Origin of the sequence: Bradyrhizobium sp. WSM2254, assembly GCF_000472645.1 — a bacterium.
Taxonomy (GTDB): domain Bacteria; phylum Pseudomonadota; class Alphaproteobacteria; order Rhizobiales; family Xanthobacteraceae; genus Bradyrhizobium; species Bradyrhizobium niftali.
Map to the genome: position 1 here is coordinate 23,006 of NZ_AXAB01000030.1, position 15,461 is coordinate 38,466.

General features: G+C 63.9%; 15 protein-coding genes. 7 read left to right on the top strand and 8 right to left on the bottom strand.

The window, feature by feature from the left end; all coding sequences use genetic code 11:
- The first annotated feature begins 305 nt into the window (after nucleotides 1-305).
- A complete protein-coding gene (locus A3M7_RS0122275; RefSeq protein ID WP_027545871.1) occupies nucleotides 306-1,565 on the top strand; it encodes an allantoate amidohydrolase in 1,260 nt (419 codons plus the stop codon).
- A 106-nt stretch (nucleotides 1,566-1,671) separates the two neighbouring features.
- On the top strand, nucleotides 1,672-3,045 hold the full coding sequence (locus A3M7_RS0122280) for a hypothetical protein (protein WP_027545872.1): 1,374 nt from the start codon (nucleotides 1,672-1,674) through the stop codon (nucleotides 3,043-3,045).
- Between the two features lie 9 nt (nucleotides 3,046-3,054).
- Here the strand turns inward: A3M7_RS0122280 and A3M7_RS0122285 are convergent, their stop codons facing one another.
- Nucleotides 3,055-4,374, bottom strand: a complete 1,320-nt coding sequence (locus tag A3M7_RS0122285) for a dicarboxylate/amino acid:cation symporter (protein ID WP_027545873.1) — start codon at nucleotides 4,372-4,374, stop codon at nucleotides 3,055-3,057.
- Nucleotides 4,375-4,460: 86 nt separating this feature from the next.
- Nucleotides 4,461-5,474, bottom strand: coding sequence for a formamidase (locus A3M7_RS0122290; RefSeq protein WP_027545874.1), 1,014 nt, complete (start codon nucleotides 5,472-5,474; stop codon nucleotides 4,461-4,463).
- 233 nt (nucleotides 5,475-5,707) lie between these two features.
- Between A3M7_RS0122290 and A3M7_RS0122295 the strand changes: the two genes are divergently transcribed.
- Genes A3M7_RS0122295 through A3M7_RS0122305 form a run of 3 tightly spaced genes read left to right on the top strand, consistent with a single transcriptional unit; the run spans nucleotide 5,708 to nucleotide 9,655 of the window.
- Complete coding sequence (locus A3M7_RS0122295) at nucleotides 5,708-6,376, top strand: TetR/AcrR family transcriptional regulator (protein ID WP_025576448.1); 669 nt, start codon at nucleotides 5,708-5,710, stop codon at nucleotides 6,374-6,376.
- An 8-nt stretch (nucleotides 6,377-6,384) separates the two neighbouring features.
- A complete protein-coding gene (locus A3M7_RS0122300) occupies nucleotides 6,385-8,250 on the top strand; it encodes an adenine deaminase (protein ID WP_049823634.1) in 1,866 nt (621 codons plus the stop codon).
- Nucleotides 8,251-8,263: 13 nt separating this feature from the next.
- Nucleotides 8,264-9,655, top strand: coding sequence for an NCS2 family permease (locus tag A3M7_RS0122305; RefSeq protein ID WP_027545876.1), 1,392 nt, complete (start codon nucleotides 8,264-8,266; stop codon nucleotides 9,653-9,655).
- A 10-nt stretch (nucleotides 9,656-9,665) separates the two neighbouring features.
- Here A3M7_RS0122305 and A3M7_RS0122310 read toward each other — a convergent pair whose 3' ends face one another.
- Nucleotides 9,666-9,887 (bottom strand): hypothetical protein, encoded by a 222-nt coding sequence (locus tag A3M7_RS0122310; protein ID WP_027545877.1) that lies wholly within the window; start codon nucleotides 9,885-9,887, stop codon nucleotides 9,666-9,668.
- A 349-nt stretch (nucleotides 9,888-10,236) separates the two neighbouring features.
- Between A3M7_RS0122310 and A3M7_RS49785 the strand changes: the two genes are divergently transcribed.
- Entirely contained in the window at nucleotides 10,237-10,419 is a 183-nt protein-coding gene (locus A3M7_RS49785) for a hypothetical protein (protein WP_027545878.1), read from the top strand.
- Between the two features lie 26 nt (nucleotides 10,420-10,445).
- Here A3M7_RS49785 and A3M7_RS0122320 read toward each other — a convergent pair whose 3' ends face one another.
- From A3M7_RS0122320 to A3M7_RS0122330, 3 genes are all read right to left on the bottom strand, one after another.
- Nucleotides 10,446-11,822: a VWA domain-containing protein gene (locus A3M7_RS0122320; RefSeq protein ID WP_027545879.1), complete on the bottom strand. Its 1,377-nt coding sequence runs from the start codon at nucleotides 11,820-11,822 to the stop codon at nucleotides 10,446-10,448.
- Nucleotides 11,823-11,827: 5 nt separating this feature from the next.
- Nucleotides 11,828-12,775, bottom strand: a complete 948-nt coding sequence (locus A3M7_RS0122325; protein WP_027545880.1) for a MoxR family ATPase — start codon at nucleotides 12,773-12,775, stop codon at nucleotides 11,828-11,830.
- 147 nt (nucleotides 12,776-12,922) lie between these two features.
- Nucleotides 12,923-13,123, bottom strand: a complete 201-nt coding sequence (locus A3M7_RS0122330) for a hypothetical protein (RefSeq protein WP_027545881.1) — start codon at nucleotides 13,121-13,123, stop codon at nucleotides 12,923-12,925.
- Nucleotides 13,124-13,346: 223 nt separating this feature from the next.
- On the opposite strand from A3M7_RS0122330, the gene A3M7_RS0122335 reads away from it, so the two are divergent.
- Complete coding sequence (locus A3M7_RS0122335) at nucleotides 13,347-14,321, top strand: quinone oxidoreductase (protein WP_011088878.1); 975 nt, start codon at nucleotides 13,347-13,349, stop codon at nucleotides 14,319-14,321.
- Between the two features lie 39 nt (nucleotides 14,322-14,360).
- Here the strand turns inward: A3M7_RS0122335 and A3M7_RS0122340 are convergent, their stop codons facing one another.
- Nucleotides 14,361-14,636 (bottom strand): hypothetical protein, encoded by a 276-nt coding sequence (locus tag A3M7_RS0122340; RefSeq protein ID WP_027545882.1) that lies wholly within the window; start codon nucleotides 14,634-14,636, stop codon nucleotides 14,361-14,363.
- 102 nt (nucleotides 14,637-14,738) lie between these two features.
- Nucleotides 14,739-15,347, bottom strand: coding sequence for a S24 family peptidase (locus tag A3M7_RS0122345; protein ID WP_027545883.1), 609 nt, complete (start codon nucleotides 15,345-15,347; stop codon nucleotides 14,739-14,741).
- Nucleotides 15,348-15,461 lie beyond the last annotated feature (114 nt).

The following is a 15,461-nucleotide window of genomic DNA, read 5'->3' on the forward strand; positions in this document are numbered from 1 at the left end:
GTGCATTCATACGCAAGTATTTGAAAAATATTGAATATAGTTCTTTCGAGATTCCTGCCGAGGAAAATGGCAGATTAATTTATAGGCAATATTGTTTGATTGTATGCAGTGGAGTTAAGCAGTCTCAACCAGCGTTCGCATGTGTATGACCGGCGCCGAACGGTCTGCCGGCGAGGCGCATTCATGCTAACCACGCGCTGATTGGGACGGCGCCGGCCGCGTGATTTTGCTGGCACCGAACTTGTATCGATTGTCGCCAGGACTGCCGCCGCTACGGGTCCCAGAAGATGGAAAGCTCGACCGAGATGGGTGCTGCCACCGCCGTTCAAGATGCATCGCTCGGCAAGGAGATCGTTCGCCGCATCAACGAGCTCGGTGCGATTTCGGAAGAGACCGACAAGCTCACCCGCATCTATCTCAGCAAGGAGCTGCGCGCGGCTGCGGATCTCATCCTCGGCTGGATGCGCGAGGCCGGCATGAGCGCGCATCTCGATGCGATCGGCAATGTCTGCGGCCGCTATGAGGGCGAGCGACCGGGGGCGCCCTGCCTGATGCTCGGCTCGCACTACGACACCGTGCGCGACGCCGGCAAATGGGATGGGCCGCTGGGTGTGATCACGGCCATCGCCTGCGTCGCCGATCTCAACCGCCGCGGCAAGCGACTGCCGTTCGCGATCGAGGTCATCGGCTTTGCCGACGAGGAGGGGGTACGTTTCGCCTCGACGCTGCTCGGCAGCCGCGCGGTGGCCGGCACATTCGACGAGAGCGTCATGAACACGCGCGATCGCGACGGTGTGTCGATGCGCGATGCGCTGGTCAAGTTTGGCCTCGACCCGGACCATATCGGCGCGGCCGCGCGGGCCCGGCGCGAGCTACTCGCCTATCTCGAATTGCACATCGAGCAGGGTCCGGTGTTGGAAGCCCAGAACCTGCCCGTCGGCGTGGTCACCGCGATTGCAGGCGCAACACGGCTGGCCGCACGGCTGAACGGCATGGCCGGTCACGCTGGCACCGTGCCGATGGCGCTGCGCCGTGACGCGCTCACTGGAGCAGCCGAATGCATCGGTGCGATCGAGCAATTCTGCCGGACCGACGAGGGCGGCCTGGTCGGCACCGTCGGCTACATCCAGGCGAGGCCCGGCGCGACCAACGTCATTCCGGGCGAGGTGTCCTTCACCATCGACATGCGCGCGCCGACCGACATGCACCGCAAGCGCGCGGTCGCCGACATCGTTCGCCAGATCGAGGCGATCGCCAAGCGCCGGCAGCTGGCGCTCCAGCTCGATGTCACCCATGAGAACCGCACCGCACCCTGCGCGCCCTGGCTGAAGGACCAGATCGCGCAGGCGATTGCCGCGGAAGGCGTTTCCGTGTTCGAGCTGCCGAGCGGGGCCGGGCATGACGGCATGGCCATGATCGACATCGCCGATGTCGGCATGATCTTCGTCCGCTGCCGCGGCGGCGTCAGCCATCACCCGGACGAGCATGTCGAGCTCGCCGACGCCGACGCCGGCGCCCGGGTGCTGCTCAGGGTGATCGAGAATTTCAGGCCGCGGGCGGCCTAGGCGAGCGTCACGAGCCCGCAAGTCACCGGGTAGAGATACGAATCAGTCATGTTTAAAATGGTGGCCGCCATCACCGGGGTCACGAGACATCAGCCGATTGACGGACATGAACAGCGACATCTCTTTTCCATCACATCGCGAGAACCGGTTTTACCAGGGGATGGCTGCGACGTTTGTCGCCAACGCCCTTCAGGCGGTCAATTTTCTCGGCGATCGATTCCTGAGACAATCGCCTCATTCGTTGTCGGCCATTGAGGACCTCTACCGGCATTCGATGGACAGCGCCTTCTCGGTGACCGAGTCCTTTCTCGTCACGGGGGCGCCGCACGCCTCCGCCTATTACCCGCGCGATTTCGCCTGGTTTTATCCTGACGTTCTCGACCCCGAGACCATCATGGATGCGCAGGACGCGGTGCGGCGGGTGCGCCTGCTCGAAAAGAGCGTTCGCCTGTTGCTGGAGGCGGTTCGCGCCGATGTCGTCACGACGACCATCGTCCCGGCGGGACGCGCGCGGTATCTCGGCGTGAACTATTTCTCGCGCCCGTCGGACACGCTGCTCGGCATTCTCGCCGGCCTCCAGCAGATGCTCTCTGCCGAGGAGAGGGCGTCGTCCCATCTGGCGATGTCGCAATGCGCGCATGCCGGCCGCTTGTTGCTGGCCGAGTATGGCACAGACCTGAAGCGTGCGATCCTGAAGCTTGCAAGCGAGCTGGAGCCATTCGACGACGACGGCACCAGGTATCTGTTGTGCGATGCCAGTGGCCCTCGGTCTGCGGCGACGGACACCCGTGCAGAGCGCCGGCGCTTCGTCACCAATGCCTGTGTCTACACGACGCTCTTATGGGGCGTGCAGCTCGGGGTCGTCGACGAGAACGAGCTGAAGCGGCTGCTCGGGCGCGACCTCGCGCAATACAAGAAGGACCTGCTCCGCCTGTTCGGCAAGGGCGGCTATATCAGGCACTCCCTGGATGGCCCGGCGAGTTCGCCGGTGTCATCGGTCGCCCTGGACTTCGTCGGCGTGCATCGCGGATTTTGGGATATGAGCGAGGCCAGCGAGCGCGCGCTGTTTGCGGCCACGACGGATCTGATCATTGCCGAACCGCGTTTCCGCATCCCCAGCACGTTTCATTTCCTGGTGTCCGCGGATAATCCCCGGAACAAGATGATCCACAAGATCGCGGCTCCCGCCTATCAGGGGCGTTCGTCCTGGCCGACGTTCAACGTCGAATTTGCCGATCGCATGCTGGACTTTGATGAATTCTCGGGAGGGGATACCTATCGGGCCTGCGCGCAAGGGATATTGAAGGACATCCGTACCGCGACCGAGGTCCATGGCGGTTATCAGGAACTGATCTCGGAACAGGGTCTGAAATATCGCACCTGGGCCTACAAGGGCGCCGTCGCGCACTCCTGGTTTCCGCGCTTCCTGTCGGTCTGGAGGAGGGCGTATGGAACGCCGCTCCTCCAGTGGAATGACTGATCCGCGGCGCTATCCCGCCGTCACGTCCACCAGCTCGCCGCCTTCGAGCACCTTGGCCGCCTTGGCGCGGTCGAGGTCGCCTTCCCAGGCCGCCACCACGACCGTCGCAACGCAGTTGCCGACGAGGTTGCCGAGCGCGCGGGCCATGCCGATGAACCAGTCGACCGAGAGCACCAGCACGAGGCCGATCGCCGGAATGCTCGGCACCGCATTGAGCGTCGCGGCCAGGATCACGATGGCCGAGCCCGGCACGCCGTGCGCGCCCTTCGAGGTGATCAGGGACACGCCGAGCACCAAGAGGAGATCGCCGAAGGACAGCGGCGTATTGGTCGCTTGCGCGATGAACACGACGGCGAGCGTGAGGTAGATCGAGAAGGCGTCGAGGTTGAAGGAATAGCCGGTCGGAATCACGAGGCCGACCACGGAATCCTTCACGCCCATCCGCTCCAGCTTCTTCATGATCTGGGGCAGCACCGCGTCCGAGGACGCAGTCGCGAGCACGATGGTGAGCTCCTCGCGCAGGTAGGCGAGGAATTTGAGGATGTTGATTCCGGCGAGCGCCATCACGCCCCCGAGCACGCCGAGCACGAAGATGCCGACCGAGACGTAGAACAGCATCACCAGTGAGACGAGCTGCTTCAGCGAGCCTACGCCGTATTTGCCGACGGTGTAGGCGACTGCGCCGAGCACGCCAAGTGGAGCGATACGGACGATAAGCCCCATGACGCGGAACAGCACGGTGGAGGCCGCGTCGATGATGGAGGTGACGAGCGCGCCCTTCTCGCCGCCGACGAGCGCAAGACCGACGCCGAACAGCACCGCGAAGAACAGTACCTGAAGCACGTCGTTGCGCGACAGCGCATCGAAGGAGGTGGTCGGGATCACGTTCATCAGAAAGGCGCCGATGCCGCCGCCGGACAGCTTGTGGGCGTTGTCGGCGTAGGTGTTGAGCGCCTTGGCGTCGAGCGTCGAGGGATCGATGTTCATGCCGTGGCCGGGGCCGAAGAGGTAGGCGAGCAGCAGGCCGACCACGAGTGCGACCGTCGTCATGACCTCGAAATAGACCAGCGCCTTGACGCCGACCCGGCCGACCTTCTTGAGGTCGCCGGCGCCGGCAATGCCGTGGACGACGACGCAGAACACGATCGGCGCCACGATCATCGAGATCAGCTTGAGGAAGGCGTCGCTGAGGATCTTGAGCCCGATGGCGAAGTCCGGGACCGCCATCCCCAGGATGACGCCAAGCGCCAGCGCGGCCAGGACCTGGACGAACAGGGAGGCGTAAAGCGGTTTGCGCTCGGCGGCCGGGGCCGCGGCAATGGTCGACATGGTGGACTCCCCAATTTGACGCGTCTTGGACGTCAAAAAGGAGCAACTACCATGCCAGAATGTCGCGGTGGGAACCGAAAACGGCCCTATTCCGCCGCCTTCGCCGTCTTGCCGAACATCCGCGTCGGTACCGGGAAGCCACAGGAGCTGCCGTCGGTGACCTTGACCTGGTCTTCCCACGGCAGGCGGAAGGTGCCGGCGACCATGTCCTGCATAAAGGTATAGGGGCAGTCCATCGCGCCGCCTTTCACGGCGACATAGCCGCGGTGCCAGAGCTGGTAGATGTTGTTCTCGACGCCCCAATTGATCCGCGCCTCGCGCACGAGGTCGGGCCGAACCTCGGCGGTGATGATCTCGTCGGCGCGACCGGTGGTGCCGTGCGCCAGCACCGTGCCGTCGAAATTGACGATCATGCCTTCGCCCATGGAATCGAATGAGCCATCGCTGCCGCACATGCAGACATTCGCCGTCACCATCAGATTCTGGAACGAATTGGCCTGGTTGGTGAAGCGCCAGGCTTGGCGGATCGGAGCGGTGTAGCCGGCGGTACGGATCATGATCTCGGCGCCCTTGTAGGCGCATTCCCGCGCCATCTCCGGGAACATGCCGTCGTGGCAGATGATCAGCGCGATCCTGGCACCTTTCGGTCCCTCGATCACGGGAATGCCGATGTCGCCAGGCTCCCACGGCTCGACCGGAATCCAGGGATGGAGCTTGCGGTAGTACAGCTTGATCTCGCCGTGATCGTCGATGATCAGGCCGGAGTTGTAGGGATTGCCGTGCGGGTTGAACTCCATGATGGAGAAGCAGCCCCAGATCCCGTTGTCGACGCAGGCCTGCTTGAAGGCCGCGACTTCGGGCCCGTCGAGCCGGCACATGATCTCGGGGCTGGTGTCCATCGAGAGGCCGTGCAGCGAGTATTCGGGGAACACCACCAGATCCATGGTGGAAAGGTTGCGGCGCGCCTTGCCGACCATCCAGACGATACGCTCGGTCTGCTTTGCCAGATCGGCCCGAGTTACGACGTTCGGCAGTTGCAGCTGCACCAGCCCGATGACCACGCCCTCAGGCGATTTGTTCAGCCCGCCAAGCCCGTTCATGATCAGCTCCCTTGCTGGAACCAGAGCGCAGCGCCGTTGCGCGCCATCGTTTCGTCGAAGAGCAAATCCGATTTCGACGACGCGCAAAAGTCCATTTTTCAGGCGGGCGGCCGAAAGTCGTGCTCGCGTGGAGCGCCCGCCGTCCCCAGAGCGTGCCGACGCCCATTGCTGCGGCGCGGCGTGCCTCAAATCTCGGCTTGACCCTCCAAATTGCCTGATGTCAGACTTCTGACATGAGTACAGCAAAGCGACATATCGCCAATCTTCGTGACGAATATGCCGAGATGACGCGGCAGCGCATCGTTGCGGCTTTCGTCGAGACGCTGGAGGACGAGGCGGCCGACGATATTTCCATGGCGGCAGTGGCCAAGCGCGCGAAGGTGGCTGAACGAACCATCTATCGGCACTTCAAGACCCGCGCGGAACTGTTTGCTGCGGCCGGCGAATGGATCGAGGACAACGTCTTCAGCTACATTCCCTTCACCTCGCCCGACGAGCTGCCGGAGATCTTCCGCAAGCTGTGCAAGCGGTTCGACCGCCATCCGCATCTGGCGCGCGCCATTGCGATGACGCGGGCCGGCCGCCGGGTACGCGCCGGCTTCCGGCGGCACCTGATCGACCAGCATCGCAAGGCGATGGCGCCGCTGGTGCAGCATCTCCCTGCGAAGGAGGTCCGTCAGGCGGAGGCGCTCGCGTCCTATCTCAACAACGTGCTGGCCTGGAATGCGATGCGCGAGGATTTCGGCATGACCAGCGGCGAGATCGCCGATGCCATCGAGTGGGCGCTCACGACCCTCCTGAAGGACGTCCGGCAGCGCGATGCCGCCGCGGCGCGCAGCGGCAAGGCCGGCAAATCTCCGCGGAAGCGAACCACGATCCGCGAACGTACCGGCGTAGAGTGAGGCAGGCCATGAATGCGATCCCCGACGATCTCATGATCAACGCGCCCGACGAGGTTCGCATCCGCCAGGACCTGGTGCTGACGGCGCTCGGCCACCGCCCGGCCGATCGCTCCTTGCGGGTCGGCAAGTTGCTCGACGTGCACAGCCGCACCTGGAGCGAGGATCAGGAGATCGTCTTCAAGGGCCGGCGCATCGCCTGGGTCGGACCCGCCGGCAGCTATCCCGGCGAAGTGCGCGAGCGCGTGCATCGGCCGGATCTCGCGGCCGTACCCGGCTTCGGCGAGGTGCACAAGCATATCGAAAGCTCGCATCTGACGCCGGAATGGGAGGCCGCGCTGGTGCTGCCGCATGGCAATACCTGGACCTGCGAGGCAAGCCACGAGTTCTCCAACGTCAACGGCGCGCGCAATCTCGAGTTCTGGTTCGAAGCGCGTCGCCGCGGCTCGCCGCTCAAGATCTTTCCGCAGCCCGGCTCGGCGGTGCCGCCCACGGCCTATGAATGGGGCGGCGGCTGGTATGGCCGCGATGAGCAGGCACGCTTCATGAGCGAGAGCCTGATGGTGACCGGGCTCGACGAGGTCATGGACTGGCCAGCGGTCTGGAATCCCGACAATCCGTCCTACAAGCGGCTCTGGGGCATGATCGAGGCGACATTCGCGGCGCGCGGCGTCGTCGAAGGCCATGCCTCTGGCTTGCGGGATCTGCCCTCCATCAACGCCTTTGCCGCGGCCGGGCTCGCGTCCGACCACGAAGTGCAGACTCCGGAGGAAACCTGGGACAAGCTCACCCGCGGCCTGTTCGTCGAGCTGCGCGTCTATGCCATGGACGAGATCGTCAGATGGCTGCTCGCGAAGGGTTTGCAGGACTGGTCGCAGATCGCGTTCACGACGGACGACCGCAGTGCCAGCCACACGCTCGAGCTCGGCGCCAGCGACCACAATGCGCGCGTCGCGATCGAGGCCGGCCTTGCGCCGGAAATCGCCATCCAGTGTCTCACCATCAATCCGGCGCGCCACATGCGCCTCACGCCGTTCGTCGGCAGTCTGGCTCCAGGCCGTTTCGGCGACGTGGTGCTGCTTTCGGATGTTGCCAAACTCACGATCGCCGAAGTGTGGGCCGATGGCGCCCAGATCTCCGAAGGCAAGCGCTACGTTGGCCAAGTGCCCGAGATCCTCTGGCCGGACTGGGCAACGAAGACGGTCAACATCAAGCGCTCGATCCAGCCTCAGGATTTCGAGCTGCGGGCCGAGCCCGGCCGTACCACGATGAAGGCGGCCGTGATCCGTCCCTTCCATTGGCATCCCGAATTCTACACCCTCGAACTGCCGGTGCGCGACGGTGCCGTGCAGCGCGACGAGAGCGAGGCCATCACCAAATTTGCGATCGTCGACCGCTTTTCGGGCGACGGGCGCATCGCAAAGATGTTCTGGCGCGGTTGTGGACCGCGCACGTCGGAGACGGCGGTTGCCTGCTCGGTGGCGCACGACAAGCACAATATCTGGGTGGTCGGCTCGTCCGACGCGGCGATGGCGAAGGCGGTGAACGCGCTGATCGAACTTCAGGGCGGATGGGCGCTGGTGCGCGAGGGCGAGCTCGTTGCAACCGTGCGCTTCGAGGTCGGCGGGCTGATGAGCTGCCGCTCGGCGCAAGCGCTCGATGCCGAGATGCAGGCGCTCTACGCGGAGGGACGCAAGGTCGACTGGATGTATGAGCCGACCTACCGGCCACGCTGGTATCCGGGATTCCCCGAGCGGCTGATGTTCGCGACGCTGACCTGCGCGCCCTGGAGCTGGGTGCTGGTGGCGCCGTGTGAGCAGGCGCCGCTCGGCTTCATCAACGTGCAGACCGGCGAAGCACACCCGGTGGTCTGGTAGGGGGAGGATTGGGATGAACGAGATGACGAAGCCGCAAGCCGCCTCCACGGAGCCGGCGCCGCGCGCAGCCGCTGGACTGCTCGATCGCATCTTCGGCCTCACCGAACGTGGCACGAGCGTCGGCCGCGAGGTGATGGCCGGCGCGACGACGTTCGCGGCGATGGCCTATATCATCGCTGTGAACCCGGCGATCATGTCCAACGCCGGAATGGATCGTGCCGATCTCGTCAGCGCCACGGCACTCGCCGCGATTGTCGGCTCGGTGATGATGGGGCTGTGGGCCAATCTGCCGCTCGCTGTTGCGCCGGCGATGGGATCGAACGTCATCTTCACCTATGTCATCGTCAAGCAGATGGGTATGCCCTGGCAGGGCGCGCTCGCCATGGTCGCCTTCACCGGCGTTCTGTTCCTGATCCTCAGCCTGTCGAAGCTGCGCGAGAAAGTCGCGAAGGACGTTCCGGAGGCACTGAAGATCGGCATCCAGGCGGCCGTCGGCACGCTCATCGTCTTCATTGCGTTGCGCGGCGCCGGCTTCGTGGTCCAGAACCCGTCGACCTACATCGCGATGGGATCGCTGCGCAGCCCGCCGGTGCTGCTGACGCTGTTTGGCCTCCTGCTCACGCCGGTGCTGGTGGCGCGCCGGGTGCCGGCGGCGCTGATCCTGTCGATCGCGGTACTCACCCTGATCGGCTTCTTCGTTCCCGGCGGCAACGGTAAGATGGTGACGTCGGTGCCTTCGGCGATCATGTCATGGCCCCGCTGGCCGACCAGCACCTTCATGGCGCTCGACTTCGGCTATCTCTTCAGCCATTTCGTGGTGGCGCTGCCGCTGCTGTTCTACTTCCTGTGTGCCGAGTTCTTCTCGACGCTTGGCACGCTGATCGGCGTCACGGGCGCCGCCAATCTGCGCAAGCCCGATGGCTCGATCCCGAACGCCACCGCCGCGTTTGCAACCGATGCGACGGCATCCATCGTCGGCCCGCTACTCGGCACCTCCGTCGTCACGGCGTACATCGAGTCCATCACCGGCGTGCAGGCTGGTGGCCGGACGGGACTGACTTCGCTGACCGTTGCGGGACTCTTCTTTCTCGCGCTGTTCTTCTGGCCGGTCTTCGTCATCATCCCGCCACAGGCGACTGCGCCCGCGCTGGTGCTGGTCGGCGTGTTGATGATGCAGGGGCTTGCCCGTATCGACATGACGGAACTCGTCAATGCGGTTCCGATCGTGCTGACGCTGCTCGTCACCGTGCTGACCAACAACCTCATCAACGGAATGGCCCTGGGCACGCTGAGCTACATCGCCCTGGAAGTGGCTGTCGGCCGGCGATCGCAGATTCCGGCAATGGTGTGGGGGCTCGGTGTCGTGTTCATCGCTTACGCGATCGTGATCGCCCAGATCTTTTGACGCGCGGGCGTTACGCTGCGAGATCCAGCAATTTGCACGATCCGCGCACCAGCGCCTTGCGGCCGGCCGGTGTCATCGCGGGCGCGCCGTCATCGACGACAACGAGGCCGAGCTTGACGAGGCTTTCGACGAGATAAGCCTTCGCGAGGCGACCGTTCGACACCGGGTTGCGAAGCGCCTTCAGCGCTTCCCATTGGTCGGGTGAAAGATCGAAGTCGAAATCGTTGCTCATGTTGCCTCAAGCGATCGTACCGTTCGCACGCCTCTGTTAACGGCGCTGCATGAAGACCATGCGACGACAATGAGTCGGGAATTCGGTGGGTGGTTTAGAACTTCTCTTCACGAATTGCCGCACTTCGTTGCGCCACAAGAGTTAAGATCGTTCGCGCACGAATATCGTCCCGATCTCCGATCACTAATTGATGATTGCCTCTTGATCGTGCGGAGCTACCGCAGTGCACGGGAAGTACTGCTGTCCCATTCTGCGTCGCGATATGCACAGAAATCGTGAGGCGAGGGGTACGGGACTCTGCTAGGTTGATTTGCAGGGGATTGGCTTCACACAGCAGGGGTGTGAGTGCATGAACAGGCTTGTGGAAATTCGCAGTCAGGAATTCCTGTGCCGGGAGCGCGCCGCGCTGGATTCGGAGCGCCGGGTGTTCTGGCTCGCGCAGGCCCAGGAATGGGAGCAGCGCGCGCTCGACGAAATTGCGTATCACTTTCGGGAGTGCAACCTCGTCCGGGCCGAGTTGGCTGCCGCCTGACACCAGACGACGGACGTGATCGCCGTCTACTGATAAGTCGCCACGATGTCCGACACTGCGCGCTCGAGCTGGTGCGCGGTGGCGCATTGGCGCACCACGCTGCAAAAGGTCGCATAGCGCGGCATCTCGGAATCGCCAAAGCCCCAGGCGAGCCGCCCCTCGGGATTGAGCCAGACGAGCCGCTTCGAGCGCTCGGAGATCCGGCGCAGGATGTCGGCGCGCGGATCGAGATTGTTGCTGCGGGCATCGCCGAGCACGATCACCGTCGTCTGCGGCGTCAGCGCGCTCATGAAATCCTTCTCGAAATCGACCAGCGACGAGCCGTAGTCGGATGAGCCGAAGCCGACTTTGGACATGATCTCGGCCATCGCCTCTTCCGGCGATTTCGATTCCAGGATGTCGCTGACCTCGATCAGGTGCGAGGAGAAGGCGAAGGAGCGGACGTCGTCGACCACCTCGTGCAGCGAGTGGATCAGGAGCAGGAAGAAATCGGAGACCTGCGCGACAGAGCCGGAGACGTCGCAGAGCGCGACGATTTTCGGCCGGTCGCGATGCTTGCGCTTCCACGCCGTGAGGAAGGGCACACCGCCCCAGGCCGCGTTACGACGCAGCGTGCGGCGGACGTCGAGATGGCCGCGGCGCTGGCGCTTGCGCGGCTTGGAATAGCGCTCGCGCAGGCGGCGCGCGATCTGGCGGATGAGGGCGCGCATCTCGACGACCTGGCGCCGCTCGATGCGCGCAAGCGGCGCATTGCGCAGGATATCGTTGCGGAGGTTCTCGGCTTCTTCGCGGGCATAGAGCGCAAGACCCTGCGAGACGGTGTCGCGGACCGCCTCGCGCAAGGCGTCGAGCGCGGCGCGCAGGCGCTCGGCCAGCGCGGGATTGGTTGCGGTCAGCTGGTCGAGGTCGTCGCGCAGGCGCTGAAGGCCCATGGCGTCGAGGATGCGGCTGGAGAAGATGCCGCGCTGCGTGGAATAGCGGATGTCGGACAGGGACGCGGCGCCGGCCGCGCTGGCGATCGCTGCCGCGGTCGCATTGCGATCCTGCGACAGCAGCATCTGCGCGAGCGGGCCCAATTCCTCTTGCGGCGAACCGCCGCCCGCATCACTGGCCGCGCCGGAAGCGGGAGCTTGATCCGTATCCTGCGACGCATCCTCGTCAGCGCCCTCAGGCTGCTCCTGCCGCGGCTCGGGCTGGCTGAAGAACAGGTCGAAGCAGTCGGCGAGCGCGAGTTTCTCGTCCTGCGATTTGGCAAGCGTCAGAAGCAGGGTGTCGCGCAGGATGGTTCGGTCTGAAAAGCCGACCTGCGCAACCGCGCGCATCGCATCGATGCTTTCGGCGGGCGAGACGTGTACGCCCGCGCCACGTGCTGCCCGAAAGAAACGATGGATGTTCTCGCGCATCGGCGTCAACCGAAGACGTTGGATCGTGCTGCCTTGGCAATGAAGGTCGTGACCTGGGGCTGGGCCGCCTCGATATCGGCTTCGTATTTCAGGAGCACGTTGAGCGTGTCCTTGACGATCTCGGTGTCGAGCTCGGAAGCCTGAAGCAGCACCAGCACGCGCGCCCAATCGATGGTCTCGCTGACCGAGGGCAGCTTCTTCAAATCCAGCGAGCGGATCTCGTGGATGAATCCGACCATCTGCCGCCGCAGCGTCTGCGAGATGCCGGGCACGCGGCTCTCGACGATGCGCTCTTCCAGACGCTGCTCGGGGAAGCCGATATGCAGATGCAGGCAGCGTCGCTTCAGAGCATCGCCCAGGTCGCGCTCGCTGTTGGAGGTGAGGATCACCGTCGGCGGTGTGATGGCGGAGACGGTGCCGAGTTCGGGGATCGTGACCTGGAAGTCCGAAAGGATTTCCAGCAGCAGCGATTCAAACTCCGCGTCCGACTTGTCGATCTCGTCGATCAGCAGCACGCAGCCGCCCGGCTGCTCCAGCGCCTGGAGCAGCGGCCGCGGCTCGACGAACTCCTTGGAGAAGAACACGTCGCCGAAATCGTGGAGCTGATCTAGCGCAGCGTGCAGCGTCTGCGCGCCGCCGAGCACCTCGCCGAGCTTGTCCTTGAGGATCTGCGTATAGAGAAGCTGCTTGGCGTATTTCCACTCATAGAGCGCCTTGGCCTCGTCGAGGCCCTCGTAGCATTGCAGGCGGATCATCTTCATGCCGCGCCAGGCGGCGATCGCCTTGGCAAGCTCGGTCTTGCCGACGCCCGCAGGGCCCTCGACCAGGATCGGCTTCTCGATCTGCTGCGACAAATAGACGGCGGTCGCGATCTGCCGGCTCGCGATATAACCCTGCGCGGCGAGGCCGCTCTCCACTGCCTCGATCGCGGTCGAGGGCTTCTGTTCAGCCACGAATGGGCGCTCCCAAAGGTCTTGCTTGAAGCCTGTTCTGCCTGCGTTCCAGGCAAAGGACAAGCCTCCTTTGGGAGACATCAGACCCGCGTGAACGGCGTTTTTTCCGTTTAGCGCAAATACTTGAGCGGTTTGCCGATCGCGCGGTCAGTGCCGCAGCAGCTCCGGCTTCCGGATCGTCTGCCGGACCTCGGCGCCGCAATCGGCGCATTCATAGACGAAGTCGATCTTGGCAAGGCTCCAATGCGGTTCGACCTCGCGCACATACATCGGCAGGAACCCCATGCAGGTGGGGCAATTCACAGGCGCGATCTCGACATCCTGATGATGCTGTACATAAGCCGGCATCTCGGTTCTCCTTCGCAGGCGACCACCAAACCCCGCGCAAAAGCTACTGCCGGTTGCCCCGAGGCCGTCATCAACTCTTTCGAACAGAGGCGGAACGGCGGGCATTTGTCGTTCGCTGTGACATTCTTGTTACGTCTCTGTACTGTAACGGGCAGATCAAATGCCTATTTCACAGGCCGATCCGGTTCTCGGACCTTCACTGCAACGATAAGGGAGCAACCCCATGACGCATGCCATTCGCTTTCACAAGACCGGCGGGCCGGAAGTCCTGGTCTGGGAGGAGGTCAGTGTCGGCAAGCCCGGACCGGGCGAGGCCCGCATCCGTCACACCGCCGTCGGTCTCAACTTCGTCGACATCTACAACCGTTCGGGTCTTTATCCAGCGCAGCTGCCGAGCGGGCTCGGCAGCGAGGCAGCGGGCATCGTCGAGGAGATCGGGCCAGGTGTCACCGATCTGAAGCCGGGCGATCGCGTCGCCTATGGCGCCTCGCCGCTTGGCGCCTATTCCGAGGCGCGGCTGATCCCCGCCGACCGTCTGCTGAAGCTGCCTGACGGCGTCGACGACAAGACGGCGGCGGCGATGATGCTGAAGGGGCTGACGACGCAATATCTGATCCGGCAGACCTATCGGGTGAAGGCCGGCGACACGATCCTGCTCCATGCCGCGGCCGGTGGTGTTGGCCTGATCCTGAGCCAATGGGCCAAGCATCTCGGCGCGACCGTGATCGGCACCGTCAGCAACGACGAGAAGGCAAAGCTGGCCAAGGCGCATGGCTGCGACCATGTCATCATCTACACGCGCGAGGATTTCGTGAAGCGCGTCGATGAGATCACCGGTGGCAAGAAGGTGCCGGTGGTCTACGACTCCGTCGGCAAGGACACGTTCCTGAAATCGCTGGACTGCCTCGCGCCGCTCGGCGTCGCTGCGCTGTTCGGCCAATCCTCCGGCGCGGTCGAGCCACTCAATCTCGGCCTGCTCGCCCAGAAGGGCTCGCTCTACGTCACCCGTCCGACGCTGTTCACCTATGCCGCCAAGCGCGAGAGCCTGGTGGCGATGGCGGGCGAGCTGTTCGACGTCGTCAAGTCCGGCGCGGTCAAGATCGAGGTGCACCAGACCTATCCGCTGAAGGACGCGGCTAAGGCGCACGCCGATCTCGCGGCACGCAAGACGACGGGATCGACCGTGCTCCTGGTGTGATGCTCTGCCGGACGCTGACGCAGACCGCCCGGGCCTGCGTCACGTCCGTTCGTGCTTGCGCAGGTCGCGGACGTGATCGAGTCCGATCGCCTGGAGGTCGACATCTTCAGGCGCAATGTGGGGAAGGGCGGCTTCGGTCAGGATGGCCTCGGTGACGTCCTCGACCGAGCTCTCCGCGATCTCGTGGATGAACGAGATGTTCCGGTATTCACCCGAGGCAACGCGGGCGATGACCTCGCGCCTCGTGATTTCAGGATCGACGACGGCCTCGCGGCCGCGCCGCCCGTAGTCGATCATCACGACGAAATACTGCATGGAGACGATCCTGCCGCGCCCCAGCGGTCGGGAGCGCGGCAGAGTATTTCCGAAAAACAGAATTAAGTCAAGTTCGATTTCCAAAAATCGGAAATCGGCGACCTATTTGCCCTTCTTGCGGGGGCGCGCCGACTTGGCGCGCAGCCGCTCGAGCTGACCCTTGGGCATGGAGAGGCAGATCTCCCCGACCCAGTCGAGCTTGACGCCGACGATCGGCTTGGCGTTGAAGCTGGTGAGATTGACGACGGAGGGGGATTTGCCCCGCTCGATGGTCTTCAAATAGCGTTCGCCGGTCTTGAGCCGGACCACGGCCTCTTCGCCGTAGAAGCTCGACAGCGGATGACGCTGGTCCTTGTAGACCACGATCACGTCGCCGCTCTCGTATTTGGGCAGCATCGAATCGCCGACGATCTCGAATGCAATCGTCTCTTCCATGATCGGGAAGGGCAGCGCGATGTCGCCGAGACCCTCCGGAGGAACCTGCTCATAGTCCGGCTCGATCACGGCGCCGGCACCCACGCGCCCCATGATCGGCGCGAGGTTGAGCTCGAGATACTCCATGATCGGAATGATCTCCGAGGCCTTCACAAGGCGCTCGCCACCAAGAATCTCCGAGACCGCGCCGGGGCGCACGCCCATCGCTGCCGCCAGGCCCCCCTTGCTTTTGCCCGTCTTCTCCAGGCCCCGCTCGATCATTGCAACGTCCAACATGGTGATTCCCTCGATTGCCCATCGTCTCGCCTCTTGTAATCCGAAATTCGGAATTGATGCAATTATGAATATCAGAATTACGGCTTGACTCTCGCTTCGGAATACCGGAATGTG

Bases quoted from the DNA above. Each gene is read 5' to 3' on its own strand.
- A3M7_RS0122275 (WP_027545871.1), top strand. From the start codon at position 306: ATGGGTGCTGCCACCGCCGTTCAAGATGCATCGCTCGGCAAGGAGATC.
- A3M7_RS0122280 (WP_027545872.1), top strand. From the start codon at position 1,672: ATGAACAGCGACATCTCTTTTCCATCACATCGCGAGAACCGGTTTTAC.
- A3M7_RS0122285 (WP_027545873.1), bottom strand. From the start codon at position 4,374: ATGTCGACCATTGCCGCGGCCCCGGCCGCCGAGCGCAAACCGCTTTAC.
- A3M7_RS0122290 (WP_027545874.1), bottom strand. From the start codon at position 5,474: ATGAACGGGCTTGGCGGGCTGAACAAATCGCCTGAGGGCGTGGTCATC.
- A3M7_RS0122295 (WP_025576448.1), top strand. From the start codon at position 5,708: ATGAGTACAGCAAAGCGACATATCGCCAATCTTCGTGACGAATATGCC.
- A3M7_RS0122300 (WP_049823634.1), top strand. From the start codon at position 6,385: ATGAATGCGATCCCCGACGATCTCATGATCAACGCGCCCGACGAGGTT.
- A3M7_RS0122305 (WP_027545876.1), top strand. From the start codon at position 8,264: ATGAACGAGATGACGAAGCCGCAAGCCGCCTCCACGGAGCCGGCGCCG.
- A3M7_RS0122310 (WP_027545877.1), bottom strand. From the start codon at position 9,887: ATGAGCAACGATTTCGACTTCGATCTTTCACCCGACCAATGGGAAGCG.
- A3M7_RS49785 (WP_027545878.1), top strand. From the start codon at position 10,237: ATGAACAGGCTTGTGGAAATTCGCAGTCAGGAATTCCTGTGCCGGGAG.
- A3M7_RS0122320 (WP_027545879.1), bottom strand. From the start codon at position 11,822: ATGCGCGAGAACATCCATCGTTTCTTTCGGGCAGCACGTGGCGCGGGC.
- A3M7_RS0122330 (WP_027545881.1), bottom strand. From the start codon at position 13,123: ATGCCGGCTTATGTACAGCATCATCAGGATGTCGAGATCGCGCCTGTG.
- A3M7_RS0122335 (WP_011088878.1), top strand. From the start codon at position 13,347: ATGACGCATGCCATTCGCTTTCACAAGACCGGCGGGCCGGAAGTCCTG.
- A3M7_RS0122340 (WP_027545882.1), bottom strand. From the start codon at position 14,636: ATGCAGTATTTCGTCGTGATGATCGACTACGGGCGGCGCGGCCGCGAG.
- A3M7_RS0122345 (WP_027545883.1), bottom strand. From the start codon at position 15,347: ATGTTGGACGTTGCAATGATCGAGCGGGGCCTGGAGAAGACGGGCAAA.